18 protein-coding genes are annotated in these 24,468 nt (G+C 55.7%); 8 read left to right on the top strand and 10 right to left on the bottom strand.

Features of this window, described 5'->3' with window-relative positions; all coding sequences use genetic code 11:
* Positions 1–5: 5 nt before the first annotated feature.
* The 3 genes from TRL7639_RS02145 to TRL7639_RS02135 form a co-directional block, all read right to left on the bottom strand.
* The gene (locus TRL7639_RS02145) at positions 6–506 is read right to left on the bottom strand and encodes a hypothetical protein (RefSeq protein WP_085794157.1); all 501 of its coding nucleotides are present in this window, start codon (positions 504–506) and stop codon (positions 6–8) included.
* Positions 507–766: 260 nt separating this feature from the next.
* A complete protein-coding gene (locus TRL7639_RS02140; RefSeq protein ID WP_085794156.1) occupies positions 767–3,760 on the bottom strand; it encodes a di-heme-cytochrome C peroxidase in 2,994 nt (997 codons plus the stop codon).
* 42 nt (positions 3,761–3,802) lie between these two features.
* On the bottom strand, positions 3,803–4,882 hold the full coding sequence (locus TRL7639_RS02135; RefSeq protein ID WP_085794155.1) for a trypsin-like serine peptidase: 1,080 nt from the start codon (positions 4,880–4,882) through the stop codon (positions 3,803–3,805).
* Here TRL7639_RS02135 and TRL7639_RS02130 point away from each other — a divergent pair, their 5' ends adjacent.
* The 5 genes from TRL7639_RS02130 (at position 4,883) to TRL7639_RS02115 (ending at position 9,312) form a co-directional block, all read left to right on the top strand.
* A complete protein-coding gene (locus TRL7639_RS02130) occupies positions 4,883–5,989 on the top strand; it encodes a hypothetical protein (RefSeq protein ID WP_133057595.1) in 1,107 nt (368 codons plus the stop codon). It abuts the gene before it with no gap.
* Positions 5,990–6,168: 179 nt separating this feature from the next.
* Positions 6,169–6,339 carry a hypothetical protein gene (locus TRL7639_RS22975; RefSeq protein ID WP_165759726.1) on the top strand — a complete coding sequence of 57 codons (171 nt, stop codon included), beginning with the start codon at positions 6,169–6,171 and terminating at the stop codon, positions 6,337–6,339.
* A 157-nt stretch (positions 6,340–6,496) separates the two neighbouring features.
* Positions 6,497–7,369, top strand: coding sequence for an alpha/beta fold hydrolase (locus TRL7639_RS02125; RefSeq protein ID WP_085794153.1), 873 nt, complete (start codon positions 6,497–6,499; stop codon positions 7,367–7,369).
* A 153-nt stretch (positions 7,370–7,522) separates the two neighbouring features.
* The gene (locus tag TRL7639_RS02120; RefSeq protein ID WP_085794152.1) at positions 7,523–8,473 is read left to right on the top strand and encodes an alpha/beta hydrolase; all 951 of its coding nucleotides are present in this window, start codon (positions 7,523–7,525) and stop codon (positions 8,471–8,473) included.
* 95 nt (positions 8,474–8,568) lie between these two features.
* Entirely contained in the window at positions 8,569–9,312 is a 744-nt protein-coding gene (locus tag TRL7639_RS02115) for a dienelactone hydrolase family protein (protein ID WP_085794151.1), read from the top strand.
* A 119-nt stretch (positions 9,313–9,431) separates the two neighbouring features.
* On the opposite strand, the gene TRL7639_RS02110 is transcribed toward TRL7639_RS02115, so the two are convergent.
* On the bottom strand, positions 9,432–12,422 hold the full coding sequence (locus tag TRL7639_RS02110) for a calcium-binding protein (protein ID WP_165759724.1): 2,991 nt from the start codon (positions 12,420–12,422) through the stop codon (positions 9,432–9,434).
* Positions 12,423–12,468: 46 nt separating this feature from the next.
* On the opposite strand from TRL7639_RS02110, the gene TRL7639_RS22970 reads away from it, so the two are divergent.
* The gene (locus TRL7639_RS22970) at positions 12,469–12,789 is read left to right on the top strand and encodes a hypothetical protein (protein WP_165759723.1); all 321 of its coding nucleotides are present in this window, start codon (positions 12,469–12,471) and stop codon (positions 12,787–12,789) included.
* A 377-nt stretch (positions 12,790–13,166) separates the two neighbouring features.
* On the opposite strand, the gene TRL7639_RS02100 is transcribed toward TRL7639_RS22970, so the two are convergent.
* The 4 genes from TRL7639_RS02100 to TRL7639_RS02085 form a co-directional block, all read right to left on the bottom strand.
* The gene (locus TRL7639_RS02100) at positions 13,167–15,191 is read right to left on the bottom strand and encodes a S8 family serine peptidase (RefSeq protein WP_085794148.1); all 2,025 of its coding nucleotides are present in this window, start codon (positions 15,189–15,191) and stop codon (positions 13,167–13,169) included.
* A gap of 11 nt (positions 15,192–15,202) precedes the next feature.
* Positions 15,203–16,396 carry a phosphatase PAP2 family protein gene (locus TRL7639_RS02095; protein ID WP_085794147.1) on the bottom strand — a complete coding sequence of 398 codons (1,194 nt, stop codon included), beginning with the start codon at positions 16,394–16,396 and terminating at the stop codon, positions 15,203–15,205.
* A gap of 18 nt (positions 16,397–16,414) precedes the next feature.
* The gene (locus TRL7639_RS02090) at positions 16,415–18,397 is read right to left on the bottom strand and encodes a winged helix-turn-helix domain-containing tetratricopeptide repeat protein (protein ID WP_165759722.1); all 1,983 of its coding nucleotides are present in this window, start codon (positions 18,395–18,397) and stop codon (positions 16,415–16,417) included.
* Between the two features lie 203 nt (positions 18,398–18,600).
* Positions 18,601–19,227, bottom strand: coding sequence for a hypothetical protein (locus tag TRL7639_RS02085; RefSeq protein ID WP_085794145.1), 627 nt, complete (start codon positions 19,225–19,227; stop codon positions 18,601–18,603).
* Between the two features lie 361 nt (positions 19,228–19,588).
* Between TRL7639_RS02085 and TRL7639_RS02080 the strand changes: the two genes are divergently transcribed.
* Positions 19,589–19,942, top strand: coding sequence for a hypothetical protein (locus TRL7639_RS02080; protein WP_085794144.1), 354 nt, complete (start codon positions 19,589–19,591; stop codon positions 19,940–19,942).
* 131 nt (positions 19,943–20,073) lie between these two features.
* Positions 20,074–21,330: a hypothetical protein gene (locus TRL7639_RS02075; RefSeq protein WP_085794143.1), complete on the top strand. Its 1,257-nt coding sequence runs from the start codon at positions 20,074–20,076 to the stop codon at positions 21,328–21,330.
* Between the two features lie 249 nt (positions 21,331–21,579).
* Here the strand turns inward: TRL7639_RS02075 and TRL7639_RS02070 are convergent, their stop codons facing one another.
* Positions 21,580–23,649, bottom strand: coding sequence for an oxidoreductase (locus tag TRL7639_RS02070; protein ID WP_085794142.1), 2,070 nt, complete (start codon positions 23,647–23,649; stop codon positions 21,580–21,582).
* Positions 23,650–23,726: 77 nt separating this feature from the next.
* Positions 23,727–24,395, bottom strand: a complete 669-nt coding sequence (locus TRL7639_RS02065; RefSeq protein WP_085794141.1) for a TetR family transcriptional regulator C-terminal domain-containing protein — start codon at positions 24,393–24,395, stop codon at positions 23,727–23,729.
* Between the last annotated feature and the right edge of the window lie 73 nt (positions 24,396–24,468).

Genomic DNA, 24,468 nt, shown 5'->3' with positions numbered 1-24,468 from the left:
ACACCTTACGGACACCCCACCCGCCAACTGAACGCTGCGCTCCGATGTCGGCCCATACAGGAACCGCCTGCAAAAATCGGGAAGCTAAGCGACATGCGCGCAGCCAGAACAAACGGGAACTTGTCCCCTACTGGTACCGGATACATCGCGCCATTTGGACCAAACTGCTTGTCAGCTTCCGTCTCGCGGATCATGTAGGCCACGACCCGGTCAGGCAAAAGCGCCCTCATCTCCTTTGGATCAAAGAAATACTGGTTCGGCATCTTCAATGGCAGACTGTGGGGGCGCTGCGACGTCAGATCCGCCGTCATTGTGGCAAGCTCGATATCCGCCTCTCGCCCACTTTGAACCTCCTTCAGATCCTCGATGGTCAATGGCACATTGGGACCGTTCGCGCCGACATCGCCCGAAAGGATGTCGATCTTGTCGGCCAACCAACCCTTTCGCGACAGCACCTGGGGCAAGTCCTGTCGTTCTTTCTGAAACGCGATCAACGCTTCAAACAATGGTATGACATCTTCTTAGGGTCGCGAAATTTGCCAATTCCTTGGAAAGTTCCGATACCTGATCGAACCCCGAATTGTCGGCTTGTCCATATGATGTTTGCCCCCGGTATTTTACCAATGTAGCGATGGCTTCTGCCGATGTGGCACCTCGGTACATGACCAGATCACATTCTTTCATGCCGTCCTCCTCCGAACTTCGATGGGCGCAAACGAATGAGCTGATCAGGCGCGTGGAAGAGACTTTCACCACGCGCCTTGGATCATTGCCGATCAATCGGAAAACGGTCAGGGTCCTTCAGGTATTCGATGATGGCCATCTTTTCGTCGTGGGTGAACGGCGTGTCCCAGAACACGTGCCCACCATTGCCATTGCCAGGGATCGAAGTATCGAACCGATAGGCGTCATCCGTCTTGGTGCTGGCAAACCCCATCCGCTTGGCGTCAAGCCTGCGGTCTCCGACAAAAAACACCGGCTCGCGTGTGTCGGGGGGTGAAATCACCTGGTACACGGTCCGGACAGATCCGTTGTGAAGATAAGGCCCTGTCGCCCAAATCCCGACCAAGGGTCCGGCTTTCAGGGCCGCCCCGAGCATTGGCGGTTTGTATGCACAAGGCCGTGGTGTTCCTTCGGTCACGGCGCAATCGGAATGATCAGCAGGACGTAGCCGCATCTTGGCACCTGCCTCTGCCCCAAGCGCCTTGCGCACAACAGATCCCACGACAGTTTGCAACAGCCGGACCGAAGGCACCACCGACGGCAAATCCGCTTCAGTAGAAAGCGTTCTGGTTTTCGCCCAACGGCCGGTAAAAGCGCGCGTGTATTCCCCATCAGTTCCAACCACGGCAGCAGGCACTGGTTTGACGCGGATGAATTGATCCCCTCTGAGGTTCTCATCGGGGTCGGTTGTTCGATACGGCGGCGCATTGTGACAGCCCTCACAAGACGCTGCAAACAGATCGCGCCCCTGCTCGGCCAAAGTTACATCAATTGGCCCCAACAGGTCTTCTGGCCACGCTGGCGGGGTCAAATCGGTGATCCATCTTTCATAATCCTCCAAAGCCTCCGTATCAGCAGAGGATTTGAAAAGATCAGGACCAGAAAGCTTGACGCTGCCAAAGACGCCCAAAGCCTGCCCCAAATTGCGCGAAAACGGGTCAGCGACGGCCAAGTTCCATTGAACAAACTCCAAGTCCTCGGCCATCCAAAGGGACGGATAACTGGTCGGAGCTCGGGGCGTCGCCAGATTGCCCGCCTCGCCAAGATCCTTGACAGCGACGGCGTTCACGATCTGTGTCAGGGCATCGACGCGCCCCGGACCTGACGGATGCAACGGGCTGCGCTGCGCCATCTGCCCCGAAAACTCGGACGCGAAACTCAGATATTTGGCGGTAAAGGCTGCAGGGTCGCTCATCTCGGCTGGATCGATCAGAGCCAAACGCCCCATGAAGGCCAGAAACCCGTCAGTGGGTACGAAATCGCCATCAGGCCCTGGACGCATCTGCCCGGTATCGCGCACCACCCGCGCCAAATCCTGGCCAAAACTGTCGAAATCAAAGCTGCTTGGCGCCCCGTCTACGCGAAAGAACTCGCCATTGATTCCAACATCCGCCGAATGGCACACGGCACAGTTCAGGCTGACCTGAAGCCCCCGGTCGGTCTGCGTGGTGGCAAACCCCACCGGAAGGCCGTGCGGATTGTGACCATCAGTCGGCGAAGGCAACAATCCATAGCGGCCCAGATTGCTTGGTGCCGAAAATGGCACGTCCGCATCATGTGCCCGCAACGCCAGAAACCAGGTGAGAGGCATGATCTCACCGCCCTGGCTGGTATGATAATAAAGCCTGCGAATGTCATGCGACCAGCCTTGGTCCATGTACTGCGTGTGGTCTTCGGACAGACAGGGCTGATCCAATTTGGTCCAGTCCCCTTCGTTCAAACAAGCCACCACTTCGGCCGTTTCACGTGCGGTGCGGCGCACCACCGTGGCATGCGCCCGCCCATTTGTCTGAGGAAAGCCCGGGAACCACCCAAAGGCACGCACATTCCAATGGTCAAGCGTACTGTCCATTCCATCCGGGCTGCGCGGCAAGTCGTCGACGGCGATCTGTTCATCGGCCGCAATCCGCGCCGCAACGGCAACCTCGTCAGGACCGGCATCAATTTCTCTGCGAGTTTCGGTATGACAGCTGACACAGTCAGTGTTGAAGAAATGCGAAACAGCCGGGTCAGCGATCACATTGCCGATGACCGAGGCCCGTTCAGGAGTGTTGGCTCCTGGGCCGAACAAGACACTTGTGCTGACCCCTTGCCCGGCATCCGGTTGCGGCAAGCCGACAGGTGGAAACATGAAGTTGGCAAGACAATCAACTGGTAAGTTGTTTCGCGTCACTCCCGGCGGAACCACTTCTCCGTCGCGTTTGAAAGCGAAACTAAGCATCTGTTGAAAGTTTCCCTGTTTCGGATCTGTCGCGGACTGCGCGATGGCAGGTCCGGGCACTGGCAGCAATTTGTCTCCTTGTTTCTGCAACGCCAAAAACACCCAAGGCTCCGGAGCGCCGGGAGGTATCCCTGCAATGGAAACCGCAGACAGCCGTTCGGGTTTCAAATGCGTGGTCAAAAAGGTGCTCAACCGAGTTGCCATCAACTGTGCCGCGTCTGGTTGACCAAACGCGGGGTGCACGCCCAAGGGTTTGCCCGCTGTGTCCACACCCACACCGGCAAGTTCGTCGCGAATGTCAGCCAAGGCATCCAGCGCCGCTTTGAAGGCGTCAATATCAGACTGTTCCGGCAGAACGCGGAAACGGCAAACCGGGGTTTCGGCAGCAGGGTTTTCCCCGAAGGTATAGACCAGATGGATCGCTTCATCTGCGATCCGCGCCTTGTCCCCCTGAAAGGTCACGGGCTGCGCCACCAGTCGGATCTGCAAATTTCGCCCCAACGGGCCAAAGTTCGAATGCAGACCGGGCGCACCCGGATCGATCCGTATCGACGACACGTGCAATTGGTCTCGGCGCTCTGTGAACAACGACGCATCAATCTGCTCGACAGCGGTCGGCATCCCATTGACGGCAGCGACAACTGCACCTGCTCCAGCGGATAGCGCGCTTGGGAAAATCACCTCGGGCAAAGCCACCCGCGCGTCGCTGCTGAGCAGCGGAGCTTCTAGCAAAATGGACACGTCGTTGGCTGCAAAATCCTCAGCCGTTGCCATGCCCGCCGCAAAAATAAAAACGGCACTTAGTAGGCGCTTCATAACACCCTCCTAATAAACAAAAATATTCAATCTTAACGAGTATCAAATCTGTCCATTCATCCCTTCAAAAGAAGCCATCCGGGCACGGTCCGTAACCAAAGGATCAGACCACAATTCCAACAACCCATCACGTACTGCTGTGTATTGCTCGTTATCAAAGCTGGCTGCCTCAAACTTTTTCACAATTCGCGATACACGCACGCCTTCATTGGCTAGCCAGTGAACCTCGGCCGCATTTTCAGCAAATCTGTCTTCGGCGATTTTCTTTCCGTTGACGTCAAGAACATTGCCATTCACATCCGTATCGGGGATCGACTTGTGGTGAACTGCCAAAACCTCCCATCGGCTGTTCAGCACTGGCGATCCCGAACTGCCCTGGTTGGTGTCCCCCGTATACCAACAGAACGCATCGGCGTCGGTTCCGTTGTCGACAAGCGCAAAAATACTGTCATGCACGACCAACCGTTTCTTTTCGCCTTCGGGATGCTGAATGATGTTGGTGGGATCCCCCATCAACGCCTTTCCCTCTTCTCGCAACAGCGGCAGCCAGCCAAAGGATTTGATATCCGCCAAACCTTGCAGGCCCAAAAAACAGATATCCAGGTCTTCATCGCTCCAAAAGAAGTGATCCACATCCGCGACAAAACTCACGGTGCTGCGGGGTGTCCCTATACTGTTGTCATCAAACAGAAATTCGAAAACACTGTTCCGAGCTTGTTCCGGACCCCCGATGACGTGGTGATTGGTCACGACAACGCTGTTTCCTACCAAAAAACCCGTACCTGTTTTCAGCCCTTGTGCAATCCGGCAGACCGATCGCGCTGTCAGAATTCCGATCTCCAGAAACTCTCCGGACAGAATGTTGTTGCGGGGTCCGATATGCCCTTCCTGCCCCAGGCCGGGGGTCAATTGCAGGAACTTCTGCGGTTCAGGTGATTCGATTTCATCCATCGCCCTTTGGCGCAATTCTGCCTTCAGTCGACGGTCGGCACTCTCTGCCGAGTGGCCGTTCCCTCTTGCAATTTTCTGCAAGGCTTTCCGCCACTTATCCTTGCGCACTGAAAGGCGGTCCAGGCTTTCCTGAATATTCTCCAATCCCAAGTCACGCGGTGAAATTGCCATGTGATTTCTCAATTCAATTTTGTGTATAATGCGCTTAGCCTAAAATACGGCCATCAATTTGCAAGGTTATTTCAAATGGACAAAATTTCATACGACACCTATGTGTCCCTTTCAGCCAATCGAAATAGACGAAAAGAGTTTCGGGCTTACTCCAACGTGATCCCAGGCGAAAACGGATTCGATTTTCGCATTGTTCCCAACCCCGAGCTTGTCGTGGACATTCCCGACGACATTCAGCTTGAAAATGCCATGCAGGCCGGGAATGGCATCGAGCGCACGGCTCGGCGGCTGTCATTCAATCTTGATCGCATCTTCAGCCGCCACAAACCCGTCCTGGTTGCCGAAGGTGACAGTTGGTTCCAGTTCCCCATTCTGATTGACGAGATTGTCGATCATCTTTCAAGCAAGTACGCCATTCTCTCCCTTGCGGCGGCAGGGGATACGGCCGAAAACATGGTGGACGGACCCGAGCAATCGGGAGGGCGAGAATACATGACCAACCTGCGCCAGCAAAAAGACGTGGTGCGTGCCTTTTTGTTCTCAGCTGCCGGCAACGACGTCATCGGAGAGGACCCTGTCACTGGCAAGTCCGCGCTTTTTGACATTATCAACGAATTCAACGGCGACGAAACAAACATCGATGTGCACATCAACGCCGCAGTCCTGTCTTCGCGACTGGATGCGCTGCGCCTGGCTTACACGCGGGTGATCAACGACGTGCACAACGAGCCAGGCTTACAGACGTTGCCCATCATTGTGCATGGTTACGATTATACGTTCCCCTATCCGCATGTATCCAACGATCCGCGCAATCCCATCCATGCCGCCAATAACGAATGGCTTGGGCAACCACTGGATCGGCGCCAGTTCCCAACAGCAACGCAGGCTCAGCGTGATCTACGTCGCAAAATCGTGATCCGTCTGATCGACCACCTTTACGACATGCTCCATTCGCTTGCTGACACGCATGACAACGTATGGGTCGTGGATTGCCGCGGTGCCATGAACGATATCACTGATTGGGTTGATGAAATTCATGGAACAGACGAGGGGTTTGGCAAAGTCGCGCAACGGTTCCACGCCACGTTGAACGCCGCATTGGTTTGACGAAAACATAGGCTGCGACTCCATCATGTGCAGCATCTTTTGCCCCATGAGCACCTGATGGGCGAGCCCCTCAAGCTGACCATGAGCGTTCATCGTGTCCCACATCGGACTGGTGCCCTTTGCTTGATCACGTGGCTAAAACCCATCGATTGCGGTTCTTTCATGGGCAGGACAATCAGATGTTTCGTGTCGATCCGATCGAGGCGTGGCTGCTCTCCCGCCCCCTGTGCGATCTTGTTGCTGTCCCACGCGCAGGACAGCTGGCCGCCTTTGAGCACCCCGCCCTTCTTGTCGATGCACTATCGACACTGGGCACGCCAAAACAACGTCACTTGGTTTATAATCCGTGAATTCTGAACTTTGGATTGCCGCCAGCCTTGCAACAGATCACTTTGATAAACAAACTCGAATGATTGCGAGCTTATCGACGTAATCATTTATTGGAGTATTATTTTGGCAATTATCAGCAAGCATTTTTCGCACGCAAAGGAAAACAACCGTAAAGTCATGTCAGGCGCTGCACGTGCCCGCGCACCTGGGGCATTCCTGCGGCTCAATCACGGTCTGACCCACTATGAACTCGACGATGACGCAACGCGCCCCCTGCTCATTTGTATCCACGGGTGGTCAACGGCAAGCTATGTTTGGGATCCTCTGAAACCCCTGCTAAGAGCACAAGGCTATCGTGTTCTATCTTACGACCTATACGGTCGCGGGTTCTCGGACCGACCGAAGGTCGCTCAGACGGCCAAGCTGTTCACCCACCAATTGACCGAATTGCTGGACAGGCTGTCGCTGAACACCCAGCCTCTGAACGTTGTCGGCTATTCGATGGGCGGCGCGATTGCGGCCCGCTTTGTGAGTGAACGAATGCACCAGGTAGAGCGCCTTTTGTTGATCGCTCCCGCGGGCATGGCCGTTCGCGCACCGGGACTTAGGGCCTTTGCCCAGCGCTATCCCAGATTAACCGACCCGCATATCTTGGCGCTTTTGCCGCCCGTACTGCGGCGACAATTTCAAAATGCCTCAAAGGGTTTCAAGGATGATCCAACGGTGCAGCTTATTGCCAATAAGCAGATGCGCGAATTGAGCTATCGCGGATACTTACCGTCTCTTCTGTCCTCATTGAAAGGTGTGTTGGCCACTAGGATGCAGGCAGAACACGAAGCGATTACACGGTCACCCGTCGCTGTTCGGGCCATTTTTGCGTCCGAAGACACAACCATTCCACATCCACAGGCCAAAGCGTTGTTCGATCAATGGACCGCAGGAGCGGATCAGGTGAGTCACATCATGACCGGCGCGGGTCACGCCCTGGCCTATACGCACGCACAGCAAATATTGCAGAGTGTTCGTGACTTTCTGTCCGAAGCGCCATGATCAGCCCCATGGTTTGCTGAACATGAATTTGCAGACACAACAGAGACCTACCTTGGAATTTTCAATTGTGTTAAAACCGAAAATCAGAGTTAATTCGCTTACACTCTTTTAAGTATTTTTACGCTTACCCTTTGCATCAAGAAAGGAATTATTATGGATTATGTCTTTTCCGTTCGTAGCACCTCGAAAGGTGAGTTTGGAAATGAACCCGGAGCATCGCGTTTTCTGGAAGTTCCTGATGCTGCGACTGACTTGAATCCGTCTCAAAAAATTTCCAAGACGGCATGGATCAACAAAATCCTGGAACTTGCCAAATCCGGAACCCACGACGGCCTTTCCGACGGCGAGATCGTCATGTACGTCCACGGCTTCAACCACGACACCTCGACTGTGTTGCGGCGATTGCGGGCTGTGAAGGCCGGGCTCAAAGAAAACGGGTTTGATGGCGTCGTCATCGCGTTCGACTGGCCAAGCGCCGACTCGCCGCTCAATTACCTCGAAGACCGCCAAGACGCCAAACAGACAGCATTTCGTTTGGTCAGCGAAGGGATACGTTCGTTTGCCGCGCTACAGACCCCTGATTGTCGGATCAACACGCATGTCGTGGCGCATTCGATGGGCTGCTACGTGGTGCGCGAGGCCTTCGATGACGCCGATGATCGCCCAGCGATTGCGGCCCAATCATGGTCTGTTTCTCAGATTGTGTTTTGGGGGGCGGACGTATCGGCCAAGTCGATGGAAGAAGGGCGATCCAAAACCTCTTCGCTGTACCGTCACTGTGCCCGGCTGACCAACTACTTTAACCCGTTCGACAACGTACTGACGGTTTCGAACGCAAAGCGTATTGGTGTATCCCGACGGGCTGGCCGGGTCGGGGTAAGGGCGCCCGAGCCGAACAAGCTTGTCGACTTGAATTGCGGGAACTACTGGGACCGGCATGGCTCAGCAATCCCAGAGCCTGATAACAGCCCGCACAATTGGTACTTCTCGGACGCTCAGGTGATGCGGGATTTGGCCTACACCTTAAAAGGTGACATCGACCGAGACAAAATCCCCACGCGGGTTCCGGGTGATCGAGGGAACCTGGTTTTGAAAGTCGACTAAATGGGTACGGCGATTTGGCAGCGGACGTTCCCCCGGGATCAGTCCGCTATCTCTTATTTTTAGTACGATTAATACACCCATTTTGGAGCACCAACATGACAGAGCAAGTGGACATGTCTGAATTTCGACCCCCACAGTTCATGGGAACAGCCATCCAGCGGCCAGTTTATGTGAGCGAGACCGGAGACAGGCCGCTGATCGTTCTGCACGAATTGCCGGGCATGTCGCCTAGTTTCATTCAGTATTGCCGCGATATGGTTGGCGAAGGGTTCAAGGTTTACATGCCGCTGATCTTCAAGTCGCCAGGGACAGACATGGGTAAAATGGCGACGGTGGCCTTTTGCCTAAGCCGCGAATTTCGTGACTTGTTCTCGGCCGAAGGCGGATCAAACGCGCGCCCCTTCACCGCCTGGCTTCTGGAATTGGTTCAAGAGGTTTCCGACAATCACCCGGACGAAAATGTTGGTGTGATCGGCATGTGTTTGACCGGCGGTTTCGCGATTGCCGCCATCGCAGAGCCACAAGTGCAAGCTGTCGCCGCGTGCCAACCCTCTGCACCGTTCATCTTCAACATCGAAACCTTGGGATTGTCCGAAACCGAACGTCAAAACGTGAAGGCCAGCAAGGCTGAAAAGGCGATTCCGTGTGTGAAAGCGTACCGCTACCAGAAAGACAGCATTTGCAGAGAGTCGCACATGACCGCTGCAAAAACGCTACTGGGACCGTCGATGGAGCGGTTCCCTGATCTTCCTGGCAAAGGGCACTCGACACTTACCTCGGATACGCGTGACGAAGGTGTGTATCAGGATGTTCTGGCTTTCTTGAACCAGCGTCTCTAGGGCCAGGATATTCCTCATCTAGGCACAGCCCAAGACTGGAGACGTGTCGCGTCTGCGCTGCCCCCGATCTGATGTGAAGTGGACATTGAACGGGTTAAACACCGACGCGCACATTTTTCTCAAAGGAAGAAGAATTCGATGTCGTCTGCTTGATCGAACGTCAAACCGCCCAACACTACGGACGCATCGTTCCCGTAATCAATTGAAATTCCGCGATCAACTTCGGCCCAGGTGATGGCGTCTGGTTCAACACCCAGAAACCGAAGGGTGTCTTCTGCTGTGTCGAAGGCTTTGATCAGGTCACGACCGTCATCGACCGAGAACTCGAAGACATCCGAGCCTGCGTCACCATACAGAAAATCATCTCCGAGGCCGCCATTGATTACGTCTGCCCCTTCTCCGCCGCTAAGCGTATCGGCACCGCCTCCTCCGGCTATGTGATCGTTTCCTGCGCCCCCTAAGAGCTTGTCCGCCCCAAGGCCCCCTTCGAGAATGTCGTCACCGATCATTCCGTTTATGTAGTCGTCGCCGCCATTCCCCGACAGCGCGTTGTTTCCGACGTTCCCGATCAGACGATTATCAAGCGCGTTTCCGTCGCCATCAAAGTCGCCGTCTTTGAAGAACAGCAAATCTTCAACATGGTCGGAGAGAGAGAAATCTGCTGTGGCGTGCACCACGTCATGTCCCTCCCCTGCGTACTCGACAATCGTGTCGAATACGTCCGAAACCTTGTAGGTATCGTCACCCAAACCGCCATAGGCCGTATCTGCGCCCGCGTTGCCTGAAAGCAAGTCCCGCCCTGCGCCACCGAACATGATGTCGTCGCCTTCGCCCGGACACAAAATATCGTCTCCGTCGCCACCGTAGGCGACATCGTTTCCAGATCCGCCATGAAGCTTGTCGTTCCCGGATCCCCCCCAGAGTTCATCGGCGCCGTCGTTTCCGTGCAACTTGTCATGCCCGTCGCCGCCATGAATTTCGTCGTCTCCGGCCCCGCCGATCAAGTTGTCGTTGCCATCCTTTCCATCGATGACGTCGTCGTTTTGAGCCCCAACGATCATGTTGCGAAGAGAATTTCCGACGCCGACATCCGCTGCCGAGCTCTTCGCAAGCCACAGGTTTTCAAACCCGTCGCCCAAAGTGAAATCGACTTTTGACTTTACGGTGTCGGTCCCATCTCCGCCGTCCTCAGAGACGACGTCTCCACTTGCATCGACAAAGTATGTGTCGTTGCCAGTACCGCCAAACATCGTGTCGTTACCTGCTCCCCCGTCGAGGACATCGTTATCTGCCTCGCCATAGATAAGGTCATCGCCGCTTTGCGCCCGGATGAAGTCATTGCCAGCTCCGCCATAGATGTCGTCATCCCCATGGCCTGCAAAGATCTTGTCCTTGCCGCCATAGCCAAGGATCACGTCGTTCAGACCGTCTGGTCCGTCTATGTGTGTGCCATCGGCATCCGTGAACCCGACCATGTGATCGCTCTGGGCCGTGCCCTGCACCGGAGAGGTGGCGAATGTAACCGTTGCTGTGTCCGTGATGCCGCTTTCATTGCGGATGGAATACGTCAACTCGGCGACGACATCCCGCGGGGTGCTCCCTGGCGATACCGAAATCACGCCGTTCCCCAGATATGTCACCAACTCTCCGTTGACGAGCGTGAGAGTGTCACCTTCGGCGACTTCCGCACCATTCAAATGGGTCAGCGTCAGGCTCTCTCCATCGCTGACGTCATCGTTGGCCAAAAGATCGACTGTTACCGCATCACCCTTTGCGGCCAGCTTCACATAGTCGTCTTCTGCGACAGCAACCGACAGAACGGGCGAGCGCAACAGAACGGTTGATGACGAGTCGATCCCAAGGAACGGATCTACCCCGCGTGTGTCGAGGGCGCCGTCATTGCTCGATACCTTGGGGGCATCGGCAAGAAGTTCCATGTAGAGCGCACCGTCATCCCCGGTTGTGATCTTGTAGAATCCGCCTTGGGTCGGTGTCGAAGGGTCAAGATCGTGATCGGCGTTGTTGGCGCCAATGTACACGTTGCCATCTCCATCCACCATGGTTGCCCCAAACGCGCTTGACGGGATTCCGGACTTTTGTACGCCATCCACGATGGTCCCCACGATTTCTTGGGTCGTCACCATGGGCTCACCACCAAAGCTGACTTCGGAAATGTCGATCAACACCAAAGTGCCGGGCTGACCCGCTGAACCGCCATGGGCTACGCCGAAAAACGTCTGTGACGACGGTAAATACGCCAAATCGGCGAGGCCCCTGGTGGACATCCCCAAAGAAGGCAGGTCCAATGTCTGCGTGACCAGCGAGCCGTCCGGGTTGGTTTCGGACAGGTCATACACAACAGCCCTGTTCAAGTTTCCACTGAACGTCCAAAGGTTTCCCTGATCGTCAACGTCCCCGATGTAGGACCCCATGATGCCAGGTGACGCCGCATAGGTTTTGCCTGTTGCATCCATCGCGATGACATCGTTGCGGGAAATGGATTTCCCGACAGCATCAACGCCGTCCGAGCGGGCAAGGCCGTAGATCAGATCCTGTTCAGTCGCATAGCCAATGGCATTGACGTTGACCGCTGCGGGCGTCTCGGCTTCGGTGTAGCTGTTGGTTTCAAGATCAAATTTCACCAACTGCCCGTTGAGGACTTGGTAGATAAAGTTCTGTCCTGGCGCGAAGGCTTGGACAGTCACGTCAGAGCCCAGAAAGCTCATCGTCTTTTCGTAGGACGGAACAACCCCAGATGTATCGATTGCTTCGTCTGATCCCGAATTCACACCTGTAATCTTGAAGTCCAAATCCGATGTGCCGCCCGTTCCAGTAAGCTCAAAGGTATATGTTTCGAAAACCCCGCCTTCATGAAGAAAGCGCCCAATGCTTTCGCCCCCAAAGAAGACCTCAACCGTGACGTTCTGAACATCAGCGGCAAGGTTGGCCGCCAAATTGAACTCCAGCTCGTATGGAACATCCAAAACAGTCTCAACGGATGTTGATAGTATCGGTCGACCATCTTCATCGATCTCGCCCAGCCAATGGTCTGACACAGCGTACTGGTCAAAAGTGAGTTTTTCGTCTGCATCCTGAAGCAGATTGGTCATTTTTTCGTCCTCGATGCTGTGTTTGATCGGATTGCCAAGCCAGCAAGTGACGCTGGTGATTGCCATGCATCGTGATCGAAAAACCCTGCGTATTCAGGGAACCTTATGCACATCTGAAGTCGCAAACGGCGCAAGGGCATATACCTTTGAAACCACTCAACCAACTTTCGTATCGTGCGAAAGCCAACGGCATGAGCCCGAAGCTGCATCAAGATCCGCTCGCGTGATCAAATTCGGCAGCCCGCGCGGAATCTCGGGCACGAAGGTCACCGGCAATGGGACAATGGCTGGACCTTTGCGGCCCAGTTCCTCCAGTTTCGAAAGCGGCGCAGGCGATTTGCACTCGGCGCTGGTCTTCACCCACTGAAGTGGTCCTCGGCTATGTTTAGGAAAACGGAGGAAGACCATGGCAAACAAGCGCCCGAAGCCCGAAGAGATTGTCACGAAGTTACGGCAGGTTGCCCACCGATCAGCCTTGGAACGGGTGCCAGGCGCAGAATAATGCCCTGCCCGAAAGGCAAGCCATGTTGGATTTCAATCCAACGAAAGGATCACACCCTCAATCCCTGGGATCAAATACCTTAACGCAGTCAAAATCCCCCAGTGTATGGCCTTACTTTTCAGCTTTTTTGGCGGCCTGAGCGCAGGGTAGACAGAAGTGGCACCGTGTGACCTTGATCCACTTCCTGTACAGGTATTCTATCGACTGACACCCAGTCTGAACCAGCTATCAGTTCCGCCATGTCATGTCGGCCCAGGCGCCACCTTCCAGTTGACCGGGATTGATATACCACCCTGCCCCGTCCGTGTACGTGCGGGATTGTTGGCTAACTCGAATGGCGCCTCTTGAACCGCATGCGCGAGCCATTCGCGGGCAGTGTGTTCGCACGTACCAATATGCTCGGATGCTAGTCGCGCAACGCGGGGTGCCGCGACACTCGTCCCGTTGAGACGAACGTAAGATCCGCATCGAGAACCGGCGCTGAGAACGCCCCAAGTGACAATCGACTGGTCCCCTTCAGCTGCGGCATCCGGACCTTCACGAAACGGCGTAGGTGACATGGGCGTTTCTGTAAGGGGGCCTGCCGCAGAGTAATCCGAGAGCTGATGCGATTGGTGCGTGTAGGCCGCAATGACCATGGGGGAACTGCCATCGGCAAACCCGCTCAACGTTCCGGATCGTTTCACTGGGCAACTGTCACCGGGCGGGTCGACCGGCAACGGCCTGCCATAGGGGCCGAAGCGCTGGTAGTCCTCGTTGTCAAAATACGACTGCCGTCCCCCGGGTCGATATCCTGGCAAGGTTTGGTCCCGTCGTATCCAAACCTCGATGCGTTGATCGGGTGATAACTCCCTGCGTTTGGTCGTGATTTTCCAACGGCCTGACGGCGCAAGCGCGCGATCTTCGGACAAGCTGGCCGTTGGTTCGATCGCCAGTGTAATCACTCCACGGGCAGTAGGATCCGGTTCATAGGTATAAAGCAGAGTTGCAACCACACGGCCCTTGCTATCGCGCAGGGTTTGCTTTTGCCCCTCCCGAGCATTCACAGTGGCGCTCTCGGTCCCGAAAGGGGGCGTCACGGTGATTGCGACAAAGTCCCGAGGCGCCCTGGCATCTGTGTATGGCATCCAGAACTCGACATGGCTTGCCGTCTTGTCGTCAGGCAACACACGCAAAAACAAATTCGTTTCGCCGGGGCCATCGTCGCTAAATGCTACAACCCCATGAGATCGGGCCAGGTTTCCATTGCCAGCAGGCAAGGTCATCCAACGCTTTTGTCGAGGATCGGCAGCCAAAAATTGCTCGAACAGCCGCGATACCTCGTCTGTCCCGTCGTGAGGCCCGGAAAAGTTCCCGTAAGAAAAATTGAGGACAAAAGGCACAGGATGCCCGTCTGTTTGAAAGCGCGAGGCGCGTTTGCTCAACATCTGAAGCGCAAGGCACAGGGACGGCAGCAGGCTGATACCCGAGGTATCTTCGACAACGCGTGGCGGCAGCACAGCGCAGATAATCGGCCGCGAGGTGACGTTTGCAACCGGCGCGTATCCGGTGCTCAAGCCCATCACATGGGTTCCATGCGACCGCTGCAGGGAAACCGGTGAAAACATGGCAGCGCCAAGGTCGATTTGCCCGGTTTGCGTGTAGAACAACTCCTCGTCCAGCAGATCCGACCATGTCAAATCCTGCAACAACCTGTCGATCAGACAGGCATCCAATGCCCTGCCTTGCGAGGTATGGGCGTCTGTCACGTCAGGTGGCGTTGGCAGGACGGCGCAATAATCCACTCGCGTCGACCCATCGGACTTGCGAAACAGCTCATGGGCGATGCCCAATCCATCATCGATCATTCCAGTGACAATGGTATCCGGTGCAACTTCGATCGAAGAAACGACGTTGGGTTGCGCGTCAAAGTTCAACCAGTCGGCAGACGTCACCATACCCAAGTGAACGTTGACAACGCCATAACCGTTTCCGTGGCGGTTCAGATCCTCCAAGAGCGCTCGACGCGCAAATATTGCCACATACTGACGGCCGGGTCGCGCGGATCGATCGTTCACATCATATGCCGCAGGGACCAACAAATCCTGCGCGAAGTGCTGCTGGACCGCATGCTCGAACTCGTCGATGCTGGTCTCGTTCAGCTCGATCATGGCAGACCACCATGCGCCATCGGGTACCCACGGCGCCCCAAAGGCAAGGCGCGTGAATGTTACAGCGTCAATGGGGGCATCACCGACTACCGTCTCTGGTTTCCATTCATAAGCCATCGGAACACTCCTTAGCTGTGTGGATCGAAATCGACCCACTCCTCTTGGGCCTTGTCCCACAACCAGCCGAGTGCCGGTGCTTTACCTCCGTCGGACCTGCGCTGTTTGGCCTTGGCCCAAACGCCATCGGGGCCTTCGGTCTCGGTTCTTTGGTGATCGTCGGCCGCCACATAAAGTCCGTGCCAGTCAAAATCGCTGGAGGGGCTGTAGCGCAGCCCATTGAACCTGGTGGCGGTCCAGCCACCGCCCGTGCATTGTCCGTGAACGAACTCTGCCAGCGTCAATCCCAGCACCGCCCCTGCGGCGCTGTCCACCGGGAAATGAACCCCTGCGACGGTGCGGTTGACTGCGATGCGTGACGCCAGGCGCATCAACATCTCGCCCCAATGCCCGCCAGATTGATACTGCGGAGTTCCTGAATGCAGCATCAACTTCCAGATCAATCGCGCGGTGACAAACGCCTCGGTCGCATGACCACTTGGCAACGAACCATGGGTCGGGGTCTGGATCATCGGTTGCACTTGGGGTGACAACTCGATGGGACGCTTCACCGCCAAGGCATACTTCATCTGCTGTTCGCAATAGTTGGTGAACCGCAAAGCCGTCGCCAGCAATTCGAGCGTGTACGGAGTGCGCGCCGGATCGATAAAGGAAATGGTTTGATAGAACGGGATCGGTGCCGAGATTTGGGACAGGATTTCGGCCCCGCGATCCTGGCGAATATCGGCATAGCCTGCCAGAAACCCCAGCTGCTTTTCGAACACCTCCTGGCGCGGGGCGGTCATCTCGACCATTTCTCGATATTTGACACTTGGACGGGAGGCACCGTGATCTTGATCAACACGACGCCACAGAGTTGCCGTAGCGGTCTCATCCACAGCCACCGACATCTCGACTGTCGAGTTCAGCTCAAACGCAAAAATCGCCGCCCTGACTTCGCGCGAAAGACGTTTGAGGTTTTGCACGTCGTTTGGCACGCCCGGGCGTGCTGACGGAAGATGCTCCAGAGGGCTCCCGACAATGCCATCGCGGGTTGTCACCAGTGCTTCGGCGGCAACAGGGCTTTCGGGCAAGCCGTAGGCACCATACGCTCCATAGGCACCGTACGCGCCGTAGGCTCCGCTGGCCCCGTAGGCCCCGTAGGCACCGTATGCGCCATAGGCTCCATATGCCCCCTGAGGGGTTCCGAAAAATTCCGCGGTCATGTCAGACCTCCCTTGTTGTCAATCGGGGACGCCAGCCTCTCGCAGGGCTTGCGCAAATAGGCGTCCAGTTCTGAAATCGGCACTGGGTGATGATTTGAGCCATGAGTTGACCCGCAATCCGGGTTGTAGACGCATGAGCTCCGCGACGGTGCCACGGGCAGCCTGATGTTTTCCTGACTTTTGTTGAGCGACTGCAAGCATGCGCAGCGTGGACAAATGCGTTCGGTTCAACCGCAACGAGGCTTTGGCATATTGTTCAGCCTTCTCAAAATCTCCGGGTGTGAACCAGGCCCCAGCAGCCATAGCGAGGTAAAAGAACCGATGCGGGTCCAGGGGTGACAGGCGCAGCGCCAATTCGGTGTCGCGCACCCCCTCCTCTCCCCTGTCCTGAAACGCGAGCAGCATGCCCCGCAGCGCGCGCGCATTGGGATCACTTGGGTTGTTCTCCAGCGCCAGGTTATAGCGATCTTCGGCCTCATCAAACCGGTGGGTCAAATTGGTCAACACATGACCTTCGCAAGCCAGCGCAAGCACGTTTTCGGGATCCGCGTCCAGCGCGCGCCCAGTGCAACCCAAAGCCGCCTGCGCGTCTTTGGCGGGGTCATCCGACCATCCCTGGACAACCCTCAAAAGGTGCCACCTTGCGGTCCATGCCAAAGGCGCGGGGTGATTGGGGGCGCGGTCGGCCAAGACATCCAGCAACTTGCGGGCCTTGGAGAATTCGTGCGGGGACAGGCGATGCATCAGCCCCACGGCTGCAAGCATCAAGGAGTAGTTTTGCAAATCCCCCAGCGGCTTGATGCTCGCCCGTCGGATCTCGTTGATCAGAATGGCGCGCCGGATTTTGGCAACAATCTCATATGCTGCCTCAAACTCTCCCAACAAGTCCGAGATCGACACGTCAAGGCGATAGGACCACAACATTCGGCGGCTCAACACCTCGGCAAACTCTAGATTCAGTTGCATCCTGTCATCACGGCGAATGAAAAACCCAGACAGCACGAATTCGGCCTTAAGGAAGCGCCCAACATCGGCCATGTTCGGCTTTCCCCGAGAGAAGGCCGCAGTGGAAAGCCGCGAAATGACATTTATTTCCTCGGCCGCGCTGAGCGTGCCGGAAACCAGATCGGCAAAAACCGTCCCAAGAACATCCGGCTCATTTCCCTGAATGTTCTGAAGGGGTAACACGGCCACAGCGGGAAGAAGTGGCTGACCTTTGAAATCTGGCTCAATAACCAGATCCGAACCGTCCGGCGCCAATCGAAAGGCGCGAGACAACGATTGTTCGTTGAAATGCCCCAGGTCTTCGAAAGACAAAACTGGGTGGTGCTGCGCCAGCTCGCGAACTTCGACACTGACCAGGATCTCACCAGACTGAGTTGCCGACAACAATTCATCAAATGGCTCGCCTGGCAAGGTCAACGCGATGATCGCACCATGTTTGCTGGCCCATTGCCTGCACGTAGCGACTGCTTGGGGCACGCTGGGGAAGCGGATCTGTTTGACAGACATCTGAGAGGATCCGGAGGAGACAAGTGCAGCCTGTGACTGGAATTCGGGAGATTGAACGCCTTTCCAGTTCACAATGCTGGCGATCACCTCTGGGCTGCGTTGTTGAACCAGGTCATCCAATTGAACAACAGGCACACTGGCTTCGACGGTCATTTGATCGGCCGGAATAACCTCGCCATTCAGTACAAAACCACGCTTGGGAAGCGTTCTGAGAACCTTGCGCTCCTTGTCCCCCAAGGCGCGCCTTAGATCTGAAATACACTGGGTCAAACTGTCATCAGTAACCGCAAGGCCGCGCCAAACGTGGCTGATCAGCTCTTCGCGCGTGACCAAAAGGCCCAATCGCTGCGCCAAATACTGCAGAACCTTGGATGACTGGGCGCGCAAATAGACCGGTGCACCTCCGATTTGGTACAGCTGATCGTGCTCGGGAACATAGATCGTTTCCCCGAGTGAAATCCGTTCAACTCGTACATCGTCAGCACTCACACAGAGCAACTCCCCGGGATCGGCCTTCTCACTCTTATACCTAAGATTGAACAATGCATCACCTTGTTCAACATTTAAGTTAGCGACACCCGGAAAGCGGACGTTCCATGGGGACCCTTGAGCCGGTGTGATTGTGTGATTTCCGGTGCTGATGGATCGAGACCCACAGCGACTCTGAGATGGAGGAGGTGCGGCTTCGACGATCATGACGATTCTTCTTGAACGAAGATCGCAGGGGCCGAAGCACGCAAGCAGGTTAAATGTTGCATCACCATTACCTGCCCCGTGCGTTCCGATTCCGCAGCGATGACCAAGTCACGTGCCCCAGTTAAGAAATGTGGAGGCAGAAAAGGCGAATGAACTTGAACCCCCATAATGTTGGGAGTTCCGAAAGCCGAGGAAATCAGCTCGCCCTCTTCACCAAGCCGAAACTCGGAAATGCTGTGATGGGTCACCGGCGTCACGTTCAACCCAACGATGTTTCGTAGCGGTTCCAGATGTACAAACAGGGATGTTTCAAGAAATGGGGCCGGCCCCGATACATTTGGTATGCGGTGATTTTTCGATATTCCAAAGACCGGATGGGGCGAAACTTGAGTGCAATACATCCAATGGGTTTGCCGCTGCTCGCTCGCCTCGTTTCGGCCAACGCCTATGTAGGTTGCTCCAACGCTTAGCTCGCCGGTGACGCGAAAGTCGTGCACTTCCAAGGCTTCGTAGGCCATTCCTTGGAAACCTCCGAACGCATGTCTGCCCTCGGAGGCCTCCAAGCAAGGAAACACCTCAAGCGACACCGAGTTAAAATATGGAAAGATCTGAATATCCGTCATTCTGACTATGCTCAGCTCCATACCATCAAACACTTCGCTTGTTCTTGTTACTCGTTAAATGACTGATGCGATCGGCGGGCAACTCTGAGGGGGCTTGCCGACCGCAGTTTCTGGGATGAGTTGCCCCCTCGAATGTGGCCGTGATCCAAAGTGAAGTCCTGAGTTCTTCCTGAAATCTTTCTGAAATTCCCAAAGAAACACGATCCGTTACCACCCGAAAAACATCGTCAGGATTTCGGGAGTCTTTCGGGACTCCTCAGCTGTCTCGAGCAACTCTTTGAGGTGCGGCGAGACACTCCTGCTGTCTCAGTCAAGCAGGCTCGCAGCCGACCAAAACTGATTTCTGACAAGGAGAAATACCATGGCCAACGAATTTCACAGCTTCGACGACAAATCTGTTCAAGCCGCATTGGACGCCGCCCGCGCGCATTTTGATGGCGCCTTGGATGCAACTGCAGTCAACCCCGCAGATGATGGCCATTTGGCGGTTGCGGGTGGCTGTATCGCGGTCACCGTGGAAAACGGCAAGGTTTGTCTGAACCTGCCCCTGGGCATCGGAAAATATTGCCTTCCGATCCCCAGCATCATTCCCAACGGCACCGCAGCCGAAGCCTGCCTGCACATCTGCACGACATTTGGCATCCCCACGGGTGTCCGGGTGACGATCAGCGTCGCTGGCAAGGTCATAGTGACCAAAACCTTCGGCAAGTGCTGAGCCACCGGAATTCAAACTGCCCCGGAATGTGAGCACCGGGTCAGATACATTTCCAAAAAATAGAAATAACTGAACCCATCTACCCCGACGCTGGCATCCATCCAGTGTCGGGGGAATTCAGGAGATTTCCAATGAACATGTACGCAGTGCCCGAAATTACAGCAGGCCCGAACCAGAAATATTGGGACTTGGGGCTGAAATGTTTCAACCAGGGCGACAACGCGCAGACTGCCCTAAAGACGGTTTGGCGCAGACTTCCACCACCTGGCGACCTGAACCTGCTGGCCGCCATCGTCGGCAATCTTTATGGCGACACCTTCTGGAGCGACCAAAAGCTGCAGATGGATGCGGATCTGTTGGCCCAATACATGAACGCAGCAACCGGCATCAACCCGCCCGACTGTCAAAGAGCCGCCAACAATGCCTATCGCCTCTGGTATGGCATGCTGGTGCGATGCAACACGTCCAATGACGGGCTGATCCCCAAAACCGGTTCATTCACGGCCAGCCCGGATGTGCTGATCAATGGCCTCACCACCTTGGACCCCTATGACATGATCACCAAGTGGGACCAGACAACGTGGGGTCCCCAACCCGGTTTGAAGAACAACACCTACGGCCGAGGTCAGAACAAGAACCTTCAGGTGCCGATCAAACAGGGCAAGATCAAGATTTACTTCACCTCGAACGGGTTCAACCAGCCGCCTGCCTCGTGGACCCAACTGTTCACTTATGATGGCAGCAAACAGACGGCAGACCTGGTGAACATCAACGATCAAAAGGCGATCCGCCCGGGCGAACGTTCCGCCTGCGACACCTCGTTTGGTTTCGAACCGCCTGGTGCCGGACACTACTGTCTGATTGTCTGCGCGCAGACCGAGTATTTTTCGAATGATCCAGCGTCGATCAGTGGGGCGAATTGGAACAACGGCAGTTCCGCCCATTGGATCACCTACAATGGTGCGGCCGGCTGGCATAATGTGAACGTGTCTCAGACCGGAAACGAACCGCTGGCCTTTTACAACAACGACGATGTTCCGGCGCAGTTCCGGTTTGTCGCCCGCTGCCGGAATGTGCCCGAAGGGGCGATGATCGCGATGAAGATCAACGATTTGGAATTCGAGCATTCAGCCGAGGTGACGGCCCAGGATCAGGAGATTTCCGCCGACATCGAGATCCCGGCAAATTACGAGGGGACACTGAACGTTGAGTTTCCGATCCTCCCCGAGCAGGCGGCGGTTTCGTTTTCGCTGGTCTGGCGTGTCGCTGCAAACAGTCCATCGGCGGAACGTGTGTCGAAATTGGTGCGGGACGGATACGCCGCAGACGTCGGAGACGAAATTCTGGTTGTCCTTGGAGATACACATTTCGTTGGCGCGCAGAATTAATCCCAAGTCCCTCGACTGTTATCAGACCAATCATATCACCGCCCGGATTCGGGTGGTGATATGCATTTTGAATTTATTAGCGCCCGAACAGAACACCAAATTATACATCTTCAATTGCTTAACACCTGACCCATGTAGGCAAATTCCGTGATTTTCGGACCACCCCCGTCGGTTTGTCACCTGTCGCCTTGTGTGCTTGGGCGTCGGAAAACCGGAACCCAATCGGTTGGCGTAGTCAGCTGTGCGCGGTCAATTCCTTAACTCGGATCCGACGTCGATGCGGTCGTGTACAAGCGGAACATCCAAATCCAGGTCACACTCCAGTTCTTGGGCGTACCGATGGCCCGAATAGATGGCCGCCGCAATAATTCCAGGCGCCTCACAGTCCCCTATCCGTGTAAAGCCAAAGGGAAGTGCGCCGTCCGCTGCGCGGAGGCTGAGAGTTTGGTACAAATCGTCATTTGGTTTGCGGGCTGTAACCATCACCACGTTCTGGACTGGAAGCTTTGTTTCACGCCCGCTGTAGACGCAGTACAGAGTGGCCGCATCGCCCGAAAATTTCGTCAGACCACTCGATGGTAGAATGTTGATACCAAGCCGGTGCAATTGCGTTCGAATGCGCCACCTCTCGGATGTCTTTCCCGCCCAATCGGACACGCTATCAGATGGCGTTGCCAAGGTGACGGCTTGCCCGGCCGCACGTATCCGTTCAGCAATGACGCTGGCCATGTAATACCCATCGCCGTCGAACACCAACGTTGGCCCGTTCGGCAAGTTTCCGTCCATGATGTCGTCAGGCGTAAACACACGGGTCAAAGCCTCGCCGCTCGCAATCGGTTGATAGCATTCGTCGTCGTAGTATTCCTTTCGCCAGCTTGCACCTGTGGCGATCGCAACGTGATCAGCCTCGACTGAGATCACGTCATCAACGGTCAGCCGACTTTCGCGAAAGACGTCAACGTTGGGCATTTCGAGCAGTTGCTGCTCGCGGTAGTCCTTGACCCGGATGTATTCACTCATCCCTGGTAAGGCTGCTTCGCGCACGATACGCCCGCCAATCTCGCGAGAGGCCTCTGCCAGCATGACATCATATCCCCGTATACCCAGGGCGCGTGCGGCCTCCAAGCCGGCAGCACCTGCGCCAACAATCAAGACACGGGCGTCCGACGTTCGTTTCTTGATGATCTCGGGATGCCAATCCTTGCGCCATTCCTCTCCCATCGTTGGGTTTTGCGTGCAGCGCAGCGGAACACCAATGGTGTCACTGGCGTAGCACACGTTGCAGCCAATGCACTCGCGTATGGCAGACAATCGACCCTGTTCGATTTTCTTAGGCAGGTAAGGATCCGCAATCGAAGGCCGCGCCGCGCCGATAAAGTCGGTGATGCCCCGGCGAATCTGGCTGACCATTGTGTCGGGTGATGTGAAGCGGCCCACAGTGACCACAGGCTTGTCTGTCACCGATTTGACCCACTGCATATAGGGCTCCAGCGCGCCTTCTTTGACGAAGCGCGATACCCCCATTTCAAGCGAATAGTCTGCAATGTTGATGTCCCAGAGATCGGGCAGATCCGCGAGCCTTTCGAACATCTCGCGGCGTTCACCGAAAATCGGCTGGCCATCTTCACCGATCTCTTCATCCGCCGAGAACCGCACCGCAACCGCACAGCGATCACCCACCGCATCCTTGGTGTCTTCGATCAATTCGCGCGTCAGGCGCACGCGGTTTTCCAGGCTGCCGCCATATTCGTCGCCACGAGTGTTCACGCGCGGGTTCAGAAAATTCGAGATCAGGTAGCCATGTGTTGCATAGACATAGACCACATCAAAACCCGCCTCTCGTGCCCTGAGCGCCGCTTTGCGATGCCACCGGCGCAGGTCCCGGATGTCTTGCTTGTCCATTGCACGGGTCTGATACGGGTGCCCCTTGGCGTTTGGAAAACTGTCGACGTCCATGCCCGGCAATCGCGAAAACAGATTGTTCGCGTTGGCACCGCCATACCAAAGCTCAGCTCCTGCCAGGCTTCCGTATTCGTGCACGGCGTCTGTCATGAGAGTATGGGCGCGGATGTCGCTGTCATCCCAAAGCGACGCATAAGGGTGTGGCAGGTCATCCGAAGAGGGGTGGATCGAGTTGTACTCGGTACAGACCACTCCCCAGCCGCCTTGCGCCTTGACCTTGCGCATTGCCGCGAGCGTCCGCGGATATTGCCACCCCATGCCGGTACAATGTGGGACTTGGAAAAAGCGGTTCGGGGCTGTCACCGGACCAATCTGGACCGGTTCAAATAGAATGTCGTAGCGGGGATCTCGACCCATTGTGTCTGGTCCTTGCTTGTCTTCGTGCGGGGTGGGGTGGCCGGCCCGGAAGGTTGAACAGGTTCGGCCTGCCAAGACTATGCGCCCTGATTGAACTCCGGCATTTGGAAATGGTTGGGATAGACTTTGGACAAGAAGGCCGTGATATGATCGCGGGCTTCAGCGCGTCCGTAGTTTTCAGGATACGCCAGCAGTTCAAGCCAGATCCCGTCGTAAAGTGCCTCAAGAATGTTGGCGACCTGTCGTGGTGGAAGCCCATTGTATGTGCCCTCCCCCTCGATCTCCTGACATAGATCCAGGGCAATGAAGTAGCGTTCCCGGTCGATATCCTCGATCAGCTTGCGATAGACCTTGCGCCGTCCTGCTTCACCGAAGAATGCAAACCAAACAGCAAGCTTTTTGGGTGTGCAAATCCGGGGGTGAAAATGCGCATCCACGATGGCCAACAGTTTGTCAGATGCCGACATGCCCGCGCTTTCAAACGCAGCCAGCCACTGTTCGTGATGTTCCTTGGCCAGATACAAAAGGGTTTCTTCCAGCAGGTTTTGCTTGGACTTGAAGTGGAAATTGACGATCCCCATCGACAAGCCCGCACTCTCAGTCACAGTCGACATGGTGGTGCCACCAATTCCATTGCTGGCAATTGAATCGATGGTTGCGTTGATCAACTGCTGGCGGCGCACCTCTTTGGACGCGGTGCGGCGGCGCGTGTCGGTCTTTTGACTGGCTTCAACAGATTGGCTCATTCTGACCCCTCAAAATTTCCCCGCGCGCAGGTCATTCAGCCTTGAGACAAATCGCTTTCCGATCCGGCACCAC

The organism is Falsiruegeria litorea R37, from assembly GCF_900172225.1.
Lineage (GTDB): Bacteria > Pseudomonadota > Alphaproteobacteria > Rhodobacterales > Rhodobacteraceae > Falsiruegeria > Falsiruegeria litorea.
Note: the sequence above shows the minus strand (reverse complement) of the source record. Positions and strands in the feature narration are given on the sequence as shown.

What these genes read in the sequence shown, in the direction of transcription:
- TRL7639_RS02140 (WP_085794156.1), bottom strand. Translation starts at nt 3,760, where the DNA reads ATGAAGCGCCTACTAAGTGCCGTTTTTATTTTTGCGGCGGGCATGGCA.
- TRL7639_RS02135 (WP_085794155.1), bottom strand. Translation starts at nt 4,882, where the DNA reads ATGGCAATTTCACCGCGTGACTTGGGATTGGAGAATATTCAGGAAAGC.
- TRL7639_RS22975 (WP_165759726.1), top strand. Translation starts at nt 6,169, where the DNA reads ATGTTTCGTGTCGATCCGATCGAGGCGTGGCTGCTCTCCCGCCCCCTG.
- TRL7639_RS02125 (WP_085794153.1), top strand. Translation starts at nt 6,497, where the DNA reads ATGTCAGGCGCTGCACGTGCCCGCGCACCTGGGGCATTCCTGCGGCTC.
- TRL7639_RS02120 (WP_085794152.1), top strand. Translation starts at nt 7,523, where the DNA reads ATGGATTATGTCTTTTCCGTTCGTAGCACCTCGAAAGGTGAGTTTGGA.
- TRL7639_RS02115 (WP_085794151.1), top strand. Translation starts at nt 8,569, where the DNA reads ATGACAGAGCAAGTGGACATGTCTGAATTTCGACCCCCACAGTTCATG.
- TRL7639_RS02110 (WP_165759724.1), bottom strand. Translation starts at nt 12,422, where the DNA reads ATGACCAATCTGCTTCAGGATGCAGACGAAAAACTCACTTTTGACCAG.
- TRL7639_RS02100 (WP_085794148.1), bottom strand. Translation starts at nt 15,191, where the DNA reads ATGGCTTATGAATGGAAACCAGAGACGGTAGTCGGTGATGCCCCCATT.
- TRL7639_RS02095 (WP_085794147.1), bottom strand. Translation starts at nt 16,396, where the DNA reads ATGACCGCGGAATTTTTCGGAACCCCTCAGGGGGCATATGGAGCCTAT.
- TRL7639_RS02085 (WP_085794145.1), bottom strand. Translation starts at nt 19,227, where the DNA reads ATGACGGATATTCAGATCTTTCCATATTTTAACTCGGTGTCGCTTGAG.
- TRL7639_RS02080 (WP_085794144.1), top strand. Translation starts at nt 19,589, where the DNA reads ATGGCCAACGAATTTCACAGCTTCGACGACAAATCTGTTCAAGCCGCA.
- TRL7639_RS02075 (WP_085794143.1), top strand. Translation starts at nt 20,074, where the DNA reads ATGAACATGTACGCAGTGCCCGAAATTACAGCAGGCCCGAACCAGAAA.
- TRL7639_RS02070 (WP_085794142.1), bottom strand. Translation starts at nt 23,649, where the DNA reads ATGGGTCGAGATCCCCGCTACGACATTCTATTTGAACCGGTCCAGATT.
- TRL7639_RS02065 (WP_085794141.1), bottom strand. Translation starts at nt 24,395, where the DNA reads ATGAGCCAATCTGTTGAAGCCAGTCAAAAGACCGACACGCGCCGCCGC.